We start from the raw sequence: 18,316 nt of genomic DNA, 5'->3' as shown, positions 1-18,316 counted from the left end.
AGATCAAGATACGGTGGGGTGAACGCCACCGCCTGCGTCATCGGGGAGCCGCTTCTTCCATGCCCCTTCGTACGACACCGGTCGAAAGCCGAGGGCTTCGTTGATATCGAGCATCGGACGGTTCTCCTCGGCGTTGTAGGTGATGACCCGGGGCGACGCCGGCGCGATGTCGCGCCACGCGACGAGCCCTGCGCATTTCACGAGCATCCCGAGGCGGTGCCCGCGGTGACCGGACGCCACGAGAGTGTCGTGCTGGTGCGTGGCCCCGGTGCGGTCGGAGCTGATCATGAGCTCGTTGAAGGCAGCGAGCTCGCCCGTCTCGATGTGCTGCGCAGCGGTCACCAGCAGCGTCTGGTCAGCGTCGATGTAGCGGGCGTCATGGCGCTCGACGCGTGCGGCGTCCCACATCTCCTCATCGACGTCGAGTCCGGCCGCAGGAGCATCCGTCGACATGCGCGACTTCAGCCAGGCGTATCCCTCGACGAACTCCGGCGGGGTCGGCGCCGTCCACCTCACGACCCGATAGCCGACGGCCGCAGCCGTTGCGCGAGTGAGGTGCTCGTCGACGACGGCGGCGGACTCCGTCACCTCGAGCACGCTCTTCCGGTTGATCTGCTCCAACGTGTAGCCGTGCCGTAGCAGGAAGCGCGCCGCGTGGTCGCGCGGGATGTCGCCGTAACCGGTCGGTGCCGCGAGCCGGTCGCCCGGCGCATCGGGATGCTCGGCGTACGTCTGCAGGACGTGGCGTCCGTGCTCGCGGGCAGTCCGCTCGATGAGCGCGTGGGCTTGCGAACCGATGCCGAGCCCATGGACCTCCCGTAGGAGTTCGATGAGCCAATACGCGGCGTCGGAGCCGGTCTCGTGGGGGATGTCGAGCCCGACGCGGCCGACGATGCGGCCCTCCCAGACCGCGACCCAGCTGTACCTCGTCTCGTCCGGGCTCGGACGATAGTGGGGGAGGAGTTCGCCCGGACGCGCAGCGTCGTCGTCGCCGCCGGTGATCTCTCGGTACACGAGATTGCGCACGCGCACCATCTCGCAGAAGTCCGCGGCGTCCGGTGCGTCGATGCGCTCGGGGATGCGGAGGGGGCGCAGCTCGAGCCGCGCAGTGATGTCGTTCATGATTCTCTTTCGACGGCGTGGGGTCTCGTCGCCGAGACCCCACGCGATTCAACGGTAGGCAGTGAGCAGGTACGCGCGCTCCCAGTGGCGCTCGCGCGCCTCGCGGGCTGCGAGCTGTTCCCGGCGATATGCGATCTCGGGCGCGGAACTGGCGCCGCGGTTCGCGCTCCACACGATGAGACGCAGCGCGATCCGCAGCGCGAGACGCTGGGCGAGGGTCGGACGGCCGAGAGCCGTCTGCTCGGGGATGGTGGGCCGCGCAGGCGCGACCTCGGGACGTCGTTGTACGACGGTGTTCATGGTGTCCTCGTTCGAAGAGGGCGGACGTGCGATGGCGACGATGTGTGTCGCAGGTGCAGCCGTCGGCTGCGGCCGACGCGAACGATCGCGCGGGCAGAGAGGCAGAACGGGGCGAGGGACTCGCAGACTCAGACGTTCAGCGGAGCACCCGTGACGGCGGCTCCACCGATCGCGCAGGAGAAACGGTCGCGGTGCTCGGAACGAACAGCAACAGCGTTAAACGCGGTGACAGAAATCAACATCGGGGAACCTCCTTTCGTCAGGGATGCGGGAAGTGACGCTAGCGGTCCTTGCGGTGCGGCGTCAAGTCGAGCCCGCCATCCTCCGGTAGCGTGTGGTCGTTCACCGAGCGCCGGGAGGGCCCGACATGCACCTGAAGAGCGTGACGCTCAAGGGCTTCAAGTCGTTCGCCCAGCCGACGACGTTCGTGCTCGAACCGGGCGTCACCTGCATCGTCGGCCCCAACGGTTCGGGCAAGTCGAACGTCGTCGACGCACTCGCCTGGGTCATGGGTGAGCAGGGCGCCAAGACCCTCCGCGGCGGAAAGATGGACGATGTCATCTTCGCCGGCACCGCGACGCGCGGCCCGCTCGGGCGCGCCGAGGTGCAGCTGACGATCGACAACCACGACGGCGTGCTCCCGATCGAGTACAGCGAGGTGACCATCAGCCGCACCCTGTTCCGCAACGGCTCGAGCGAGTATGCGATCAACGGCGAGACATGCCGGCTGCTCGACGTTCAGGAACTGTTGAGCGACTCCGGTCTCGGCCGCGAGATGCACGTGATCGTCGGGCAGGGACGGCTGGACACGGTACTGCAGGCGAGCGCCGAGGACCGGCGCGGTTTCATCGAGGAGGCGGCGGGCATCCTCAAGCACCGCCGTCGCAAAGAGAAGACGGTCCGCAAGCTCGAGGCGATGGAGGCGAACCTCACGCGGCTGAGCGATCTGGCCGGCGAGCTGCGGAGGCAGCTGAAGCCCCTGGGCAAACAGGCGGAGATCGCACGCGAAGCAGCGACGATCGCCGCTGTCGTCCGAGATGCGAAGGCACGCCTGTTCGCCGACGACCTCGTCGCGCTTCGCGCGCAGCTCGCCGATCATGCCCGCGACGAACACGAGCGCCACTCCGAAAGGCTCGTGCTGCAGGACCGGCTCGACGGTGTGAAACGACGCATCGACGAGCTCGAGGCCGAGCAGCGGTCCGAGGCGGTCGACCGGGCACGAGCCACCGCGTTCGCGCTCGAGCAGGTGCAGGAACGGGTGCGGGGATTGCACACGCTCGCAGCGCAGCGTCGCGCGCTCCTCGAAGACGACGGCCAGCTCTCCACCGAGGTCGTCACGGTCGGGCAGTCCGCCATCGACGAGGCGCGGCAGGAGGTCGACGACATCGCGTCGGGCGTCGGCGATGCGCAGGATGCGGCTGCTGCGGCATCGCGCGATGTCATCCGGGCGCGCGCTGAACTCGATGCGCTCGACGCCGACATCGCGGCGCAGAGCGCTCTCGTCTCGGAGCACGACATGCGCCTCACCAAGCTCCGCGGGCGCGCCGAGGCCGCAGCGTCCCGGCTGGATGCCCTTCGTGCGGCGGCGGAGCGGCAGCAGCGGGGTCTCGATGCCGCTCGGGCGCGCCGCGCCGAGGCAGAGGCAGCCCTCGAACAGGTCCAGGCCGACGCGGCTCCCGAGGTCAGCTCCGCCGAGCACGCCGCCGCCTACGAGCGGGCTCAGCGCGACGCGACGGACGCCGAGACCGCGCTGGCCGGGATCCGCGAGAGACTGCACGCGGCCGAGCGCGAGGTCGAGTCGCTGACGGCGCAGACGGCCGCACTCGGGCGTGCGCTCGAGGTCCGAAACGCCGCTGCCGACCTCCTGTCGCGCGGCGACGACGGGCTCCGGTCGCTCGTCGCCGACGCCCTGAGGGTCGAGCCGGGCTACGAGGCGCCCGTGGCTGCGGCTCTGGGGGCGCTCGCTGAAGGCGTGCTCGCGGTCGATGTGGCGGCAGCGCTGCGTGCTGCGGCCACCGCTTCCACGGAAGACCTGGGCGTGGTCGACATCGTCCTAGCGGACGCTGCGCGGGGAGCGGCTGTCGCCGCCCCACCGGGTGCTGTTCGCGCGACCGACGTCGTCAGTGGTCCCGACGGCGTCGTCGGGCAACTGGAGAACGTACTCATCGCGGACGACCTCGACGCCGCTGTGCGCATCCGCGATGGTTGGAGCGCGAACGATCGCGGGCGTGCCGTAGCCGTGACCAAGCAGGGCGAGCTCGTGTCGTGGCGCACGGTGCGGGCCGGCTCGGGCGAAGGTCGCTCGCGCCTCGAGCTCGCCGCGGAGCGAGACGCGGCGGCAGATCGATTGAGCGAGATGAGCGTCGTCGCTGACGCGCTTCGCGAGTCGTTGACCGACGCCCAGGCGGCATGGACCGACGCTCGTGCCCGTACCGGAACCGCCCTCGAGACTCTCCGTGCCCACGATGCTGCGCTCGCGGCGGACGCCGAGAAGCTCAACAGGGTCACCGTGCGCTACGAGGCGGCGGTGGCGGAATGCGATCGGCTCGAGGCGGGCATCGCGCCGGCGGTCCATGCGGCGGCGGAAGCCGAGTCGGCAGCCCGGGAAGCGGAAGAGGCTCTGGCGGCAGCGGCCGCCGCTCCGCGCCCGATCCTCGATGCATCGGCGCGCGACGGGCTTCTCGACGCCCTCGAGCAGGCCCGGGAACGCGAGATGCGCGCGCGCCTCGACATCGAGACCTTGCGTGAGCGGGTGCGGGCCGGCGAGGCACGGGTCGTCCAGCTCGAGCGGCAGCGCGAGCGGGAGCGGGCGGCGGCGGCAGAAGCGGCCCGGCGCGCCGTCATCCGCCGGCAGCAGCGCGCGATCGCGGATGCCGTCGCCGCCCAGTTGCCGCCTCTGATCGCGTCCATCGATCGGTCAGTGGCCGCGGCCCGTGTCGAGCTCGGACGTGCCGAACAGGCACGGAGCGAGATCACCGCCGAACTCGCCGAGCTCCGGAAGCAGGACCAGGCGGCCCGCAGCCGGCTCGCGGCCCTGACGGAGTCCGTGCACGGACTCGAGATGCAGATGCACGAGAAGAAGCTCCACGTGACGAGCCTGCTCGAACGCGTCGGCTCCGAGCTGGGCTTCGACGAAGACATTCTCGTTTCGGAATATGGCCCGGACCAGCCCGTCCTCGACGATGGCGGTGAGGCGGTGCCATTCGACCGGGCGTCTCAGCGCCGCCGTCTGACGGACGCGGAGCGGAAGCTCGGGCAGCTCGGCCGCGTGAATCCGCTGGCGCTGGAGGAGTACGCGGCGCTCGAGCAGCGACACGCGTTCCTCACCGAGCAGCTCGCCGATCTCACGCAGACGCGCGCGGATCTCCTGACGATCATCGGTGAGCTCGACGAGCGCATGCAGACGATCTTCCTGGCTGCATTCGAAGACACGAAGGTCGCGTTCGGTGAGGTGTTCCCGATCCTGTTCCCGGGCGGCACGGGCAGCATCTCGCTCACCGACCCCGACAATCCGCTGACGACCGGCATCGAGGTCTCGGTGCGACCGGTGGGAAAGAAGATCGAGCGGCTGTCGCTGCTCTCGGGAGGCGAGCGCTCGCTCGCGGCGGTGGCTCTGCTGACGGCGATCTTCAAGGCGCGCCCGAGCCCGTTCTACATCCTCGACGAGGTCGAGGCGGCGCTCGATGATGCGAACCTCGGGCGGCTGCTCGGCGTCTTCGAGCAGCTCCGAGAGTCGAGTCAGCTCATCGTGATCACGCATCAAAAGCGCACGATGGAGATCGCGGATGCCCTCTACGGCGTGTCCATGCGTCAGGACGGTGTGTCGGCGGTCGTGGGCCAGCGCGTACGTGAGCGTGCAGGCGCCGTAGGCTGAGGGGTATGGCCGAGAATCCCTGGTCGCTCTCGCGCGCGTTGCGCGGGCTCTTCGTCAAGCCGACCATCGACGAGAACACGTGGGACGACCTCGAGACGGCGCTCCTGACCGCCGACTTCGGGCCCGACATCACCGAGCGCCTGGTGGACGACCTGCGCGGCAAGGTCGAGCGCTACCGCACGACCGACCCTCGCGACCTCCAGCGGATGCTGAAGGAGACGCTCGAGGAGCGGTTCGCCGCCTTCGACTCGACTCTGCGCTTGACCGAACGTCCCGCGGTGGTCCTGGTCGTCGGGGTCAACGGCGTGGGCAAGACCACGACGATCGGCAAGTTCGCCAAGTTCCTGCAGCGCTACGGCCGCTCGGTCGTCGTCGGCGCTGCCGACACCTTCCGCGCCGCTGCCGTCGATCAGCTCGCGACGTGGGCCGAGCGCGGCGGTGCTCAGATCGTCCGCCCGCAACAGGAAGGGCAGGATCCGGCTTCGGTCGCTTTCCAGACGATCGACTACGCCAAGCAGACGGGCACCGAGATCGTGCTCGTCGACACGGCCGGCCGCCTTCACACCAAGGGCGGGCTCATGGACGAACTCACCAAGATCCGCCGCGTCATCGAGAAGCAAGCACCCATCAGCGAGGTGCTGCTGGTTCTCGACGCGACGACCGGTCAGAACGGCGTCATGCAGGCCGAGGCGTTCCTCGAGCACGCGGGAGTGACCGGCCTGGTGCTCACGAAACTCGACGGTTCCGCCCGCGGCGGATTCGTCCTCGCGGTGCAGGAGCGCACCGGCATCCCCGTCAAGCTGCTCGGTCAAGGAGAGGGCATCAACGACCTCACCGGCTTCACCCCGCACGTCTTCGCGTCGGCGCTCGTCGATTGACTCCCGCGCCGCGCCGCATCAGGACTTCCCCCGCACCCTCACGGCTGGTTTCATAAACACATGGCGATCGAGCACGACTACTTCGGACTCCTCGAGTCGGGGCCGGACGGATCGATCTTCTGGTCGGATCACGTCGAGATCGGTGACCAGACGGTCACCGTCGACCTGACGGCTCCGGATCAGGATGACGTGTCCGCCGCCGCCCTCGATGTCGCTGCCGCGATGATCTCGGCGATCGAATCGATCGACCTGTCTGCCCGCAATGCCATGGTCTCCGAGCTGAACGATCGCACGAGCGAGGTGATCGAGTTCATCCTCCAGCAGCAGGAGGAGCTCGGCGAAGACATCGAGTCGTACCTGGTCGACATCTCAGGCGACGTTCATATGGACGTCATCCGATCGCTTCAGCTGATCAGCATGACGATCCTGGCCGACGAGCATGGGGGATCCGACCCGTTCGCCGTGCTCGAATATGCCCTCGACCCCGACTCGACCGAAGAGGTCCTTCTGGTCAATCTCACCAGCGACGGCAGCATCCAGTCGGTCACCAGCGCGGACTGACGTGCAGACCTTCCTGCCGTACCCCTCGTTTTCAGAATCGGCGGCAGTACTCGACATGGCGAGGCTCGGCAAGCAGCGGGTCGAGACGTTGCAACTCCTGCGCGCCAATACTGTGGCGGGCTATGGCTGGCGGAACCACCCGGCCGCAAAGATGTGGCGAGGCTATCTGCCGGCGCTGACGGCGTACGGCCTTGCGATGACCGACGCGTGGATCGCGGCCGGTCGCGCCGACACGGTCCGGCCGCAACTGCGGGAGTTCGCGCCCGATGTCGACGGAATCTCTGAGAGTGATCTCGAGATGCCACCGTGGCTCGGCGACGAGGCGTTCCATCTGTCTCACCGCTCGAACCTCTTGCGCAAGGATGCCGCCTACTACCGGCCGCGCTTCGGTGACGTCCCCGACGACCTTCCCTATGTCTGGCCGCCGGACCCGACCGCGACCTGAGCGGGGCGTGGCCAGGCCCCCCGGGGTCGTCAGACGGCCTGCGCGAATCCTGACTGCGCCGAGTCGGCGAGATGTGCCAGGTGCGGCGGGATGTCGCGGCCCTTCGCGGCCATCGACTGCGCCCACAAGCGTCCGGCGCGGTAAGAGGATCTCACGAGCGGGCCGGCAAGCACCCCCAGGAAGCCGATGCGCTCGGCCTCCTCTCGGAAACCGACGAACTCCTCGGGCTTCACCCACCGGTCCACGGGCAGGTGGCGCGGTGTGGGGCGGAGGTACTGCGTGATCGTGATGATGTCGGTCCCGGCGTCGTGGAGATCCTGCAGAGCCTGGACGACCTCGTCGGGTGTCTCGCCCATGCCGAGGATGAGGTTCGACTTCGTGATGAGCCCGGCGTCACGGGCACGTGTGATCACTCCGAGCGAGCGCTCGTAGCGGAACGCTGGTCGGATCCGCTTGAAGATACGGGGGACCGTCTCGACGTTGTGGGCGAAGACCTCTGGCCGCGACGCGAACACCTCGTCGAGCTGTGCGGCATCCCCGTTGAAGTCCGTCGCGAGGATCTCGACGCCCGTACCCGGGTTGTCGGCGTGGATACGACGGACCGTCTCTGCGTGCAGCCACGCCCCGCCGTCGGCGAGGTCATCGCGTGCCACGCCCGTCACCGTCGCGTAGCGCAGTTGCATCCGGTGGACGCTCTCGGCGACGCGACGCGGCTCGTCGGTGTCGTACTCGGCGGGCTTCCCCGTGTCGATCTGACAGAAGTCGCAGCGCCGTGTGCACTGCGACCCGCCGATGAGGAAGGTCGCTTCTCGGTCTTCCCAGCATTCGTAGATGTTCGGGCATCCTGCTTCCTGGCAGACCGTGTGCAGGCCCTCATCCCGGACCAGGTCGTGAAGCGCGCGGTACTCCTCGCCCATCCGGGCCTTCGTCTTGATCCACTCGGGCTTGCGCTCGATCGGGGTCTGGGCATTGCGCACCTCGAGGCGCAGGAGCTTGCGTCCCTCCGGCCCGCCCGCTGCCGGGGCGCCGGCGGGCACGGCGCAGCCGCCGCTCACGCTGCGACCGCCGTGTCGAACTCGGCGCGGAAGTGGCGGGTGACGGTGTCGAGCGCCGATGCGGGCGAGATGTCATCGCCCAACACCGTCGACAGCGTGGCCACCCCGGCATCGGTGATGCCGCAGGGGATGATCTGGTCGAAGGGCGCGAGGTCGTTGTCGCAATTGAGGGCGAAGCCGTGCATCGTCACGCCGCGCTGGACGCGGACGCCGATCGCCGCGATCTTCGCGTCGTGGCCGCCGTCACGTACCCACACCCCGCTACGACCCGTCACCTGACGGGCCGAGATGCCGAGCTCGGCGACAGCGTCGATGAGGACACGTTCGAGTCTCCGCACGTGCGAGACGACGTCGACCGGCTCGGGGAGGCGGAGGATCGGATAGCCCACCAGCTGCCCGGGCCCGTGCCAGGTGATCTTGCCGCCGCGGTCGACATCGACCACGGCGGTCCCGTCGGTCGGTCGTTCGCCGGGGGAGGTGCGTGCTCCCGCGGTGAACACCGCCTCGTGCTCCAGCAGAAGGAGTGTGTCCGGACCGCCGGCGACCACAGCGTCGTGAACACGACGCTGCAGCTCCCAGCCTTGTGCATATGGGACGACGGCGGGGGCGAGCCCCACGACGCGGATGTCGAGCACGGATCCTCCTCGAGATACTGGACTGCGTCCAAGAATACGACACGCCTAGGCTGTCATGGTGACGTCCCGATCCCGCGCCGGCCGGCCCCGCGTGTCGTCCCGCGAGACGCTGGCCGAGGCTGCGTGCGAGTTGTTCCTCGAGCAGGGCTACGACGCGACGACCGTCGCTGACATCACACGGCGCGCCGGCGTCAGTCGATCGAGCTTCTTCAATTACTTCTCGTCGAAGTCCGCCGTCCTGTGGTCGGGGCTCGACGAGCGGCTCGACGCAATCGAGCGCGCTCTGCGCTCCGCCTCCGACGTCGAGGACGTCGCGGCGGCCGCGGCCGACCTCGCCCAGGGCTTCGCTCCCGATGCGCTGGCGCTGGCGATCGTCAACGATGCAGCGATGGGGTTGTCGGACGAGCTCGCACGCGACGCGGCTCTGCGCTCCGCTCGGGTCGCTGCCGCCGTGGCGGAGACGCTCCATCGCGCGGGGACGGGCCGGCTCGAATCCGACATCCTCGGTGGCGCGTGGGGCGGTGCGGTGCTGGGTGCCGTCCGGTCGTGGGCGCGTGGGGGAGCGGGCCGTAGCGACCTGGCGCAGGAGATGGCCCGGGCGATCGCTCTCGTCCGCCGGCGCTGAGCGGCCGAAGCCGCGGTCGGTGCCCGCGGGCGGCCACCCGCTCGCATAGAATCGAGGGATCATGGCAACTTTCGGCACGCTCTCCGACCGTCTCACCGAGACCTTCCGGAACCTCCGCACCAAAGGAAAGCTCTCGGCGGCTGACGTCGACCAGACCGTCCGTGAGATCCGCCGTGCGCTGCTCGACGCCGACGTCGCCCTCGTGGTCGTCAAGGAGTTCACCGCCAAGGTGCGCGAGCGCGCGCTCGGCGACGAGGTCAACCGCGCGCTGAACCCGGCGCAGCAGGTCGTCCAGATCGTCAACGAGGAGCTCGTGGGCATCCTCGGCGGCGAACAGCGGCGGCTGCAGTTCGCTAAGAACCCGCCGACCGTCATCATGCTCGCGGGTCTGCAGGGTTCGGGTAAGACCACGTTCGCAGGCAAGCTCGCCAAGCAGCTCGAGAAGGACGGCCACACGCCGCTCCTCGTCGCGTGCGACCTCCAGCGCCCGAACGCCGTGAACCAGCTCCAGGTCGTCGCCGAGCGCGCCGGGGCGGCCATCTACGCGCCCGAGCCGGGCAACGGGGTCGGCGACCCCGTGCGGGTTGCGCGCGACGGCGTCGAGCACGCCCGCCGTCACCAGCACGACGTGGTCATCATCGACACGGCGGGACGCCTCGGCGTCGACGCCGAGCTGATGAAGCAGGCGGCGTCGATCCGGAAGGCGACCGATCCCGACGAGGTGCTGTTCGTCATCGACGCGATGATCGGTCAGGACGCGGTCAACACCGCGAAGGCGTTCCAGGAGGGTGTCGACTTCACCGGCGTCGTCCTCTCGAAGCTCGACGGAGACGCCCGCGGTGGCGCCGCGCTGTCGGTCGCCTCCGTCACGCAGCGGCCCATCATCTTCGCGTCCACGGGTGAGGGCCTCGACGACCTCGAACCCTTCCACCCCGACCGGATGGCCAGCCGCATCCTCGACCTGGGTGACATCCTCACCCTGATCGAACAGGCTCAGCAGGCGTTCGATGAGCAGGAGGCCCTCGCGGTCGCCGAGAAGCTCGCCAAGGAGCAGTTCACGCTCGAGGACTTCCTCGACCAGCTTCAGCAGATGAAGAAGATGGGCTCGATGAAGAAGATGCTCGGCATGCTGCCGGGCATGGGGCAGATGAAACAGCAGCTCGAGCAGTTCGACGAGCGCGAGATCGACCGCACCGAGGCGATCATCCGGTCGATGACGCCGTCTGAGCGACGCAACCCCAAGGTGCTCAACGGCTCGCGCCGCCTGCGCATCGCCCGCGGCTCGGGCATGACGGTGACCGACGTCAACCAGCTCGTGCAGCGCTTCGAGCAGGCCGCGAAGATGATGAAGACGGTGGCCCGAGGCGGCGTGCCCAACATCCCTGGTATGGGACCCATGGGTGGGAAGCCCGGCGCGTCGAGCAAGCGCGGCAAGCAGGCCAAGAGCAAGAGCGGTTCGCGTTCGGGAAACCCGGCCAAGCGCGCCGCCGAGAATGCGGGCCTCGCGACTGCCACAGCGCCGACCGGCTCGGGCTTCGGCCTCGGAACCGGCGGTCAGGCTCAGCCGAGCGAGGCCGACCTCGCCGAAATCCAGAAGCTTTTCGGCAAGGGCTGAGTCAGCGGGGCCGGCTCAGCGGCCCTGACTCAGCGGCCGACGTCCGGCTGCGCCAGGTGCTGGCGCAGCGTCGGGCCGTCGCGGAACTCGCGGATGAGGTGCTGCACGACCTCGCGGAGGTCGCCGTCGGCCGCATCCGCGACACGCGTCTGCCGGAGATAGCTGGCCCCTTGATCGAGGATCGTGTTCAGCCCTCGGAACTCGCGGGCGCAGTGCAGCTCCTCGGCGATCGGCTCGAGCTCCGCCATCGTGTCGCGGAGGTGGTCTGCGACGTGCCGCTGAGTGCCGTCCGCATCGACGATGAGACGTGCGTCGAGTCCGTACCGCGCTGCGCGCCACTTGTTCTCCCGGACGAACCACGGCGGGATCGTGGGAAGTTCACGCCCCTCGTCGAGCTGGCGGGAGAGGTGCTCGGTGAGCACCTGAACGAGGGATGCCACGGCGGCGAGCTCGGGAAGGGTCGACATCCCGTCGCACGCCCGGATCTCGAGCGTTCCCCACTTCGGCGCCGGGCGGATGTCCCAGCGCACCTCGGATGCGTCCTCCATGACACCCGTGCGCACCATGCCGTCGAGGTAGTTCTCGAAGTCGCTCCACTTCGTGAAGCTCCAGGGCAGGCCGGCGGTGGGCAGCTGCTGGAAGACGAGGGCGCGGTTGGATGCATAGCCGGTGCGGTCGCCCGCCCAGAACGGGCTCGACGCCGAGAGCGCCTGGAGATGGGGGAGGTAGACCGAGAGGGCGTTGATCAGCGGGAACACCTTGTTGACGTCCTCGACGCCGACGTGGATGTGGATTCCCCAGATCATCATGTTGCGGCCCCACCACTGCGTCCGCTCGATGAGCTTGTGGTAGCGGGTCTTGTCCGTGATCTCCTGCTCGTACCACCGTGCGAAGGGGTGGCTGCCGGCGCACAGCATCTCGAGAGCGCGCGGTGCGGCGAACTCTCGCACCCGCTGGATGGCGTCATCGATGTCATCGACCGCGGCTGCGACGGTGTCGCCGACTCCGCTGGTGACCTCGATGGTGTTCGTCAGCAGCTCGCCGGTGATGGTGTAGCGCTCGAGCGCCGAAGATTCCTCCACTTCGGCGAGCACTTCGGGCGCTCGGGGCGCGAGATCTCCGGTGTCGCGGTCGGCGAGCATCAACTCCCACTCGATGCCCACGGAGGAGCGGGCAGACGTGGCGAAGGGGACCGTCATGCGCTCAGTCTGACACGCGCTACGGCGCGGTTCGCGACGACCGTCATCATCTGGCAAAATAGACGGTTGGACCGCTCGCTCGACCCTCTATCCGGCGAGAAGGTCCACCCTCAGAGCTCCCGCCGGGTGTGCACCCCACGCTCCAGGCGACGTTCACTTCACATCACACCACTCAGGAGAATTGTGGCTGTCAAGATTCGTCTCAAGCGCCTCGGCAAGATCCGCGCACCCTACTACCGCATCGTCGTCGCCGACTCGCGCACCAAGCGCGACGGCCGAGTGATCGAGGAGATCGGTCAGTACCACCCGACCGAAGAGCCCTCGGTCATCAAGGTCGACTCCGAGCGTGCCCAGTACTGGCTCTCGGTCGGCGCGCAGCCGACGGAGCAGGTCACCGCGCTGCTCAAGCTCACGGGCGACTGGGGCAAGTTCAAGGGCGACAAGAACGCCGTCTCGACCGTTCGCACGGCCGAGGCCAAGGGCGACTTCGTCGCCGACGCGTCGAAGAAGTCGGTCATCAAGCCGCAGGCCGCGAAGAAGGCTGAGGAGCCCGCCGCCGAGGCTCCCGCCGACGAGGCCGCCGCCGACGCGACCGACGCGGAGTAATCCGTTGCTGTCCGCCGCGCTCGAGCACGTCGTCAAGGGGATCGTCGATCACCCCGACGACGTCGTCATCCGTTCCTCCTCGTCGCCCCGCGGCGAAGTACTCGAGGTGCGCGTGCACCCCGACGACCGGGGACGGGTGATCGGGCGCGGCGGGCGCACCGCCAAGGCGCTGCGAGCATTGATTTCCGCGCTGGCCGACGGCACGCGCGTTCGCGTCGACGTCGCGGACGACTGAGATGGCCGCCGAACCCGCTCGCACTCAGCTGCGCGTCGGGCGCCTCGTCAAGGCGCACGGGCTCAAGGGCGCGCTCAAGCTCGAGCTCTACACCGACGATCCCGACGGTCGCTTCGTGACGGGCGCAACGTTCACGTTGCAAGTCCCCGAAGCATCACCGTGGCACGGCAAGACCGTGACCGTCCGCGAGTTCCGGTGGATGAACTCGCACCCCGTCCTGTTCCTCGAGGACGTCAACGACCGCGACGCCGCCGAGAGCCTCGTGAAGGCCATCCTGTGGGTCGACCAGGACGGCGACGCCACTGCTGAGGACGACGCATGGTTCGACCACCAGCTCGTCGGCCTCGACGTCGTCCGCGACGGGCAGAAGGTCGGACGCATCGCACGCGTCGACCACTTCCCCGCGCAGGACCTTCTGATCGTCCAGCGCGACGGTGATGACACCGAGGTCCTCGTCCCGTTCGTCAAGGCGATCGTGCCCGAAGTGGATGTCGCGGCGGGCCGCGTGATCGTCACGCCGCCGGCCGGACTGTTCGAAGAGTTGCCAGCCGAACAGTCGGATGACGCGGTGGAAGCCGCTTCCGACCCTGAGGGCGGCGACGCCCCCACCGAGGGCTGACGTGCGCGTCGACGTCGTCACGATCTTCCCCGCGTTCTTCGACGTCCTCGAGGTTTCGCTCCTCGGCAAGGCCCGCGGTGCGGGTCTCCTCGACGTCCGCGTTCACGACCTGCGCGACTACGCCACCGATCGTCATCGGACCGTCGACGACACCCCCTACGGCGGCGGCGCCGGCATGGTGATGAAGCCCGAGCCCTGGGGGCTCGCGCTCGATGCGATCGTGGCGGATGCGGCCGACCGGCCGACGTTCATCTTCCCCTCGCCCGCCGGGGAGCGGTTCTCGCAGGCGTCGGCGCGTGAGCTCAGCGGAGCCTCGCACCTGGTGTTCGGCTGCGGACGCTACGAGGGCATCGACGAGCGCGTGTTCACCTACGCGGCGACCCTCGGCGATGTCCGCCTCATGAGCCTCGGCGACTACGTCCTCAACGGGGGAGAGGTCGCCTCGATGGCGATGATCGAAGCGATCGGTCGCCTCATCCCCGGTGTCGTCGGCAACCCCGAGAGCCTCGTCGAGGAGTCTCACGAGGACGGGCTGCTCGAGTACCCCTCGTACACCAAGCCGGCATCGTGGCGTGGCCACGATGTCCCGGACGTCCTGCTCAGCGGACATCATGGCCGCGTCGCGGAGTGGCGGCACGCCCAGCGGGTCGAGCGGACGCGCGAGCGCCGTCCCGACCTGCTCCCCGGCGGCCTCGGGGACTGAGCGCTCGTCGGGATCGGACGAGCCCGCCGCGGCCCCTCAGTCGACGCCGAGGAAAGAGCGGTCGGTGAGGATCGCGGGGCCCTCGGCCGTGATCGCGACGGTGTGCTCCGAATGTGCCCCACGCGATCCGTCGGCGCTGCGCAACGTCCATCCGTCCGCGTCGGTGATGAGCTTGTCCGTGGTCTGCAGGAACCACGGCTCGAGCGCCACGACGAGGCCGGCGCGAAGCGGATAGCCCCGGCCGGGCTTGCCGTCGTTGGGGACATGGGGATCGCCGTGCATCTCGCGGCCGACGCCGTGTCCGCCGAAGTCGGTGTTGATCGACAGTCCGTCGGCACGGGCGACCGTCGCGACGGCGTGCGAGATGTCGCCGATCTTGTTGCCCACGACGGCGGCGCTGATCGCCGCGTCAAGCGCGCGCTCGGTCGTGTCGATGAGCGCGAGGTCTTCGTCACGAGCGGTGCCGACCACGAACGACACCGCCGAGTCGGCGACCCAGCCGTCGACGGAGACGGCGAAGTCGAGCGTGACGAGGTCGCCGTCGCGCAGCGCATAGTCGTGGGGGAGGCCGTGGAGGACCGCATCGTTGATCGAGGTGCAGATGACCTTGCCGAACGGACTCGCCCCGAAGGACGGGTGGTAGTCGATGTAGCACGACTCAGCGCCGGCACGTCGGATGAGCTCGTGCGCGCGCCGGTCGATCGCCAGGAGGTTCGTCCCGACCTTCGTCTCGTCGCGAAGGGTCGCCAGCGTCTCGGCGACGAAGCGTCCAGCCGGACGCATCGCTTCGATCTCGGCAGGTGTGCGCAGCTCGATCATCGTGATCCTCTCTTCAGGTTCTATCCTGCCGGACCGGCGTAGCATCAGGAGCATGTGGCTGCGACGCGCACTCTTCTCCTGGCTCCTCCCGGCAGCTGTCGTGCTGCCGCTCTGGCTCGTCGTCGGCTGGGCGATCTCGGGAGCGGGTGGCTGGGTCTTCCTGTGGGTGCTGTTCATCGCAGTGCCTGCCGTGTTGATCGGCCAGCTGGTGACCACGTTGCTCGTGCGGGCTCGGGGCACCGTCCGGCACTCCCGGATGCTGTCGTGGTGGGACGTCCTGGTCTTCGCCGTGTGGCACGGGCTCATCGTCGCGATCGGGTTCTACCCCGCTGGCGCCTTCTGGCCGCTGCTGTTCGCAGCGGTCGCCGCATTCCTCGCCGTCTTCTGGGTTTCGCTGTGGCAACTCTTCCGCGAAGCGCGCCCCGTCTCGCTGTTCTCGGTGGCGACCGATCCGAGCTACCTCCGTGAGGCGATGCGGCCGAGTTCCGAGCGTCTCCCCGACGAGAAGGTCGTGATCATCGAAGAGGTCCGGCGCCGCGACAGCTGACGTTTTGGTGCGCGGGGCGCGGCGTGGCAGAATGGACGCTTGTGCCCTGACAGTTCTCTGCCTCAGGGGAGCGGCGCCCGGCGGGCGCCCGGGGCACCGCATCCTTATTCAACTTTTTCGTGGTCGACCTGAGGCGGTCGCAGGAAGAACAGATCATGCAGATCCTCGACTCCGTCGACGCAGCATCGCTGCGTAGCGACATCCCCGCATTCGCCCCCGGAGACACCGTCAAGGTGCACGTCAACATCACCGAGGGCAACCGCTCGCGTATCCAGGTCTTCCAGGGCGTCGTCATCGGCCGCTCGGGCGACGGCGTGCGCGAGACCTTCACCGTCCGGAAGATCAGCTTCCAGGTCGGCGTCGAGCGCACCTTCCCCGTCCACAGCCCCGTGATCGACCACATCGAGGTCGTCACGCGCGGTGACGTCCGTCGCGCGAAGCTGTACTACCTGCGCAACCTGCGCGGCAAGAAGGCGAAGATCAAGGAGAAGCGCGACCGCTGATAGCAGCGACGCATTCTCTGGATGCCCCGGGCTCAGGCTCGGGGCGTCCGTCGTCTCCGCTGCGCGGTGACCGGCGTTGGCCGCGGAATGTGCGACCCTGGGTAGGGCTCCCCGGCGGGTGAGTCGGATGAGAGGCGATGAATGACCACCGATGACCTTGCCGCGCAGGCGCCGAAGCCCGCGCGTTCACGATCACGTCGCCTCGGCCTGCTGCTCCGCGACATCCTGGTGATCGTCGCCATCGCTCTCGCGGTGTCGTTCCTGGTCAAGACGTTCCTCGTCCGGTCGTTCTACATCCCCTCCGGGTCGATGGAACGGACGCTGCTGAAGGACGACCGGATCCTCGTAGACCAGCTCACGCCTCGGTTCGGAGGCTACTCGCGCGGCGACGTCGTCGTCTTCCGCGATCCGGGCGGTTGGCTGCCGGCGACGGTCGAGCCGGCGCGGCCCCCGCTCGTGGAGGGGATGGACTGGGTGCTTTCGGTCGTCGGACTTTCCGCACCCGACAGCAAGGATCACCTCATCAAGCGGATCATCGGGATGCCGGGCGACCACGTCGTCTGCTGCAACGCCGTCGGGCAGATCACCGTGAACGACGTACCCATCGACGAGTCGTCGTACGTGTCGCTCGCCGAGGGCCAGTCGGCACCGCAGGAGGTGCCGTTCGACGTGACGGTGCCGGAGAACTCGCTATGGGTGCTCGGCGACAACCGCGATCACTCGCGGGACTCGCGCTACAACCGCGACCAGCCGTCGCAAGGCTTCGTTCCGCTCGACAACGTCGTCGGCCGAGCCTTCCTCATCACGTGGCCGCTCGACCGCTTCGGACTCATCGACTTCCACCACGACTCCTTCGCGGGTGTTCCCGCGCCCGTGACGCCATGACGGTCGTCGCGCCCCGGCTGACCGTCGAACGGCGGCTGCTGCGCGAGTACGGTCTCGTCGTCGCTCTGGACGAGGTGGGACGCGGTGCGCTCGCGGGTCCGGTCTCGGTGGGCGCCGCCGTCCTCGACGCGCGCTGCGCACGTCGGCGCATCCCCGAGGGCCTGCGCGATTCCAAGCTCGTGACGGAGCTCCGCCGGCCCGAGCTGGCGGTCAGGGCCGCCGACTGGGTCGTGACCTCGGCAGTCGGGTCTGCGACCCCGGGCGAGATCGACGAGATGGGGATCATGCGGGCGCTGGGACTCGCCGCCGTCCGTGCGATCCAGGGTCTCGACGGCGTCGACCCCTTCGCCGCGGAGACCGTCGTGATCCTGGACGGCAATCACGACTACGTCAGCCCGATGGCCGGGCCGGGCATGACCGTTCAGACGATCATCAAGGCCGACCGTGACTGCGCCAGTGCCGCGGCGGCCTCGGTCATCGCGAAGGTGGCGCGCGATGCGCACATGACCGAGCTGCACGATGAGACGCCGATGTACGAGTGGGCACGCAATAAGGGATACGCCAGCGCGCTCCACCGCGCTGCCATCCGCGAGCACGGGCTGTCGCGTCATCATCGGGCGTCGTGGGCGATCGCCGACGCGCCGACGCTGTTCTGAACCGGTTCTGCCGGCGGTGGCCGGGGACGATCACGTCATGCTGCCGCCGCCTAGGATGGAAGCACCATGGATGACGAAGTCTTCGAAGACTATGACCGCGAGCTGGAGCTGGCGCTCTACAAGGAGTACCGCGACGTCGTGTCGCAGTTCCAGTACGTGATCGAGACCGAGCGTCGCTTCTACCTCGCGAACGACGTCAACGTCGTTCGCCGCGACACCGAGCACGACTTCTACTTCGAGCTCACGATGAACGACGTGTGGGTCTGGGACATCTACCGGGCCGACCGTTTCGTGAAGTCCGTGCGCGTGCTCACCTTCAAGGACGTCAACGTCGAAGAGCTCCAGCGTCGCGACTTCGAGCTTCCCGACGAGCTCTCACTCGACAGCTGAGCTCCTCCCCAAGACCGGCGCCCCGTCGCTTATGCACCGTCTGG

The 18,316-nt window shown here is 68.6% G+C and carries 21 protein-coding genes; 15 read left to right on the top strand and 6 right to left on the bottom strand.

From position 1 onward, the window contains the following. Positions 1 to 3: 3 nt before the first annotated feature. Both DEU36_RS02135 and DEU36_RS02130 read right to left on the bottom strand, forming a co-directional pair. Positions 4 to 1,122 carry a GNAT family N-acetyltransferase gene (locus DEU36_RS02135; RefSeq protein WP_120262718.1) on the bottom strand — a complete coding sequence of 373 codons (1,119 nt, stop codon included), beginning with the start codon at positions 1,120 to 1,122 and terminating at the stop codon, positions 4 to 6. 48 nt (positions 1,123 to 1,170) lie between these two features. Next, the gene (locus DEU36_RS02130) at positions 1,171 to 1,422 is read right to left on the bottom strand and encodes a hypothetical protein (RefSeq protein WP_120262717.1); all 252 of its coding nucleotides are present in this window, start codon (positions 1,420 to 1,422) and stop codon (positions 1,171 to 1,173) included. Positions 1,423 to 1,789: 367 nt separating this feature from the next. On the opposite strand from DEU36_RS02130, the gene smc reads away from it, so the two are divergent. Genes smc through DEU36_RS02110 form a run of 4 tightly spaced genes read left to right on the top strand, consistent with a single transcriptional unit; the run spans position 1,790 to position 7,180 of the window. Further along, positions 1,790 to 5,296: a chromosome segregation protein SMC gene (gene smc, locus DEU36_RS02125; protein ID WP_120262716.1), complete on the top strand. Its 3,507-nt coding sequence runs from the start codon at positions 1,790 to 1,792 to the stop codon at positions 5,294 to 5,296. A gap of 5 nt (positions 5,297 to 5,301) precedes the next feature. Continuing rightward, positions 5,302 to 6,174 carry a signal recognition particle-docking protein FtsY gene (gene ftsY, locus DEU36_RS02120; RefSeq protein WP_120262715.1) on the top strand — a complete coding sequence of 291 codons (873 nt, stop codon included), beginning with the start codon at positions 5,302 to 5,304 and terminating at the stop codon, positions 6,172 to 6,174. A gap of 60 nt (positions 6,175 to 6,234) precedes the next feature. Next, positions 6,235 to 6,735 (top strand): DUF2004 domain-containing protein, encoded by a 501-nt coding sequence (locus DEU36_RS02115; RefSeq protein ID WP_120262714.1) that lies wholly within the window; start codon positions 6,235 to 6,237, stop codon positions 6,733 to 6,735. A gap of 1 nt (position 6,736) precedes the next feature. Then, entirely contained in the window at positions 6,737 to 7,180 is a 444-nt protein-coding gene (locus DEU36_RS02110; RefSeq protein ID WP_120262713.1) for an MSMEG_6728 family protein, read from the top strand. A 29-nt stretch (positions 7,181 to 7,209) separates the two neighbouring features. On the opposite strand, the gene lipA is transcribed toward DEU36_RS02110, so the two are convergent. After that, positions 7,210 to 8,217, bottom strand: a complete 1,008-nt coding sequence (gene lipA / locus DEU36_RS02105; RefSeq protein WP_120264313.1) for a lipoyl synthase — start codon at positions 8,215 to 8,217, stop codon at positions 7,210 to 7,212. Positions 8,218 to 8,231: 14 nt separating this feature from the next. After that, entirely contained in the window at positions 8,232 to 8,870 is a 639-nt protein-coding gene (lipB, locus tag DEU36_RS02100; RefSeq protein WP_120262712.1) for a lipoyl(octanoyl) transferase LipB, read from the bottom strand. Positions 8,871 to 8,928: 58 nt separating this feature from the next. Here lipB and DEU36_RS02095 point away from each other — a divergent pair, with 58 nt between their 5' ends. Both DEU36_RS02095 and ffh read left to right on the top strand, forming a co-directional pair. Beyond that, on the top strand, positions 8,929 to 9,495 hold the full coding sequence (locus tag DEU36_RS02095) for a TetR/AcrR family transcriptional regulator (protein WP_183045265.1): 567 nt from the start codon (positions 8,929 to 8,931) through the stop codon (positions 9,493 to 9,495). Positions 9,496 to 9,556: 61 nt separating this feature from the next. Then, entirely contained in the window at positions 9,557 to 11,110 is a 1,554-nt protein-coding gene (ffh, locus tag DEU36_RS02090) for a signal recognition particle protein (RefSeq protein WP_120262710.1), read from the top strand. Positions 11,111 to 11,139: 29 nt separating this feature from the next. Here ffh and DEU36_RS02085 read toward each other — a convergent pair whose 3' ends face one another. Beyond that, positions 11,140 to 12,309 carry a glutamate--cysteine ligase gene (locus DEU36_RS02085; RefSeq protein ID WP_120262709.1) on the bottom strand — a complete coding sequence of 390 codons (1,170 nt, stop codon included), beginning with the start codon at positions 12,307 to 12,309 and terminating at the stop codon, positions 11,140 to 11,142. A 183-nt stretch (positions 12,310 to 12,492) separates the two neighbouring features. Between DEU36_RS02085 and rpsP the strand changes: the two genes are divergently transcribed. The 4 genes from rpsP to trmD are packed head-to-tail and all read left to right on the top strand — an operon-like array spanning position 12,493 to position 14,472. Continuing rightward, on the top strand, positions 12,493 to 12,915 hold the full coding sequence (rpsP, locus tag DEU36_RS02080) for a 30S ribosomal protein S16 (protein ID WP_120262708.1): 423 nt from the start codon (positions 12,493 to 12,495) through the stop codon (positions 12,913 to 12,915). 4 nt (positions 12,916 to 12,919) lie between these two features. Continuing rightward, entirely contained in the window at positions 12,920 to 13,150 is a 231-nt protein-coding gene (locus tag DEU36_RS02075; RefSeq protein WP_023950977.1) for an RNA-binding protein, read from the top strand. A gap of 1 nt (position 13,151) precedes the next feature. Further along, positions 13,152 to 13,769 carry a ribosome maturation factor RimM gene (gene rimM, locus DEU36_RS02070; protein ID WP_120262707.1) on the top strand — a complete coding sequence of 206 codons (618 nt, stop codon included), beginning with the start codon at positions 13,152 to 13,154 and terminating at the stop codon, positions 13,767 to 13,769. A 1-nt stretch (position 13,770) separates the two neighbouring features. Then, the gene (gene trmD / locus DEU36_RS02065) at positions 13,771 to 14,472 is read left to right on the top strand and encodes a tRNA (guanosine(37)-N1)-methyltransferase TrmD (protein ID WP_120262706.1); all 702 of its coding nucleotides are present in this window, start codon (positions 13,771 to 13,773) and stop codon (positions 14,470 to 14,472) included. Positions 14,473 to 14,508: 36 nt separating this feature from the next. Here trmD and map read toward each other — a convergent pair whose 3' ends face one another. Next, a complete protein-coding gene (gene map / locus DEU36_RS02060) occupies positions 14,509 to 15,291 on the bottom strand; it encodes a type I methionyl aminopeptidase (protein ID WP_120262705.1) in 783 nt (260 codons plus the stop codon). 52 nt (positions 15,292 to 15,343) lie between these two features. On the opposite strand from map, the gene DEU36_RS02055 reads away from it, so the two are divergent. The 5 genes from DEU36_RS02055 to DEU36_RS02035 all read left to right on the top strand — a co-directional run bounded on the left by DEU36_RS02055 (position 15,344) and on the right by DEU36_RS02035 (position 18,272). Continuing rightward, positions 15,344 to 15,838 carry an MFS transporter permease gene (locus DEU36_RS02055; RefSeq protein ID WP_120262704.1) on the top strand — a complete coding sequence of 165 codons (495 nt, stop codon included), beginning with the start codon at positions 15,344 to 15,346 and terminating at the stop codon, positions 15,836 to 15,838. 155 nt (positions 15,839 to 15,993) lie between these two features. Continuing rightward, positions 15,994 to 16,341: a 50S ribosomal protein L19 gene (rplS, locus tag DEU36_RS02050; RefSeq protein WP_023950969.1), complete on the top strand. Its 348-nt coding sequence runs from the start codon at positions 15,994 to 15,996 to the stop codon at positions 16,339 to 16,341. Between the two features lie 141 nt (positions 16,342 to 16,482). Then, positions 16,483 to 17,226 carry a signal peptidase I gene (lepB, locus tag DEU36_RS02045; protein WP_120262703.1) on the top strand — a complete coding sequence of 248 codons (744 nt, stop codon included), beginning with the start codon at positions 16,483 to 16,485 and terminating at the stop codon, positions 17,224 to 17,226. Continuing rightward, positions 17,223 to 17,882 (top strand): ribonuclease HII, encoded by a 660-nt coding sequence (locus DEU36_RS02040; RefSeq protein ID WP_120262702.1) that lies wholly within the window; start codon positions 17,223 to 17,225, stop codon positions 17,880 to 17,882. The genes lepB and DEU36_RS02040 overlap by 4 nt, the downstream gene beginning before the upstream one ends. 66 nt (positions 17,883 to 17,948) lie before the next feature. Beyond that, positions 17,949 to 18,272 (top strand): DUF2469 family protein, encoded by a 324-nt coding sequence (locus DEU36_RS02035; protein ID WP_023950963.1) that lies wholly within the window; start codon positions 17,949 to 17,951, stop codon positions 18,270 to 18,272. The last annotated feature ends 44 nt before the right edge of the window (positions 18,273 to 18,316 follow it).

The organism is Microbacterium sp. AG238 (genome assembly GCF_003610405.1).
Classification (GTDB): domain Bacteria; phylum Actinomycetota; class Actinomycetes; order Actinomycetales; family Microbacteriaceae; genus Microbacterium.
Note: the sequence above shows the minus strand (reverse complement) of the source record. Positions and strands in the feature narration are given on the sequence as shown.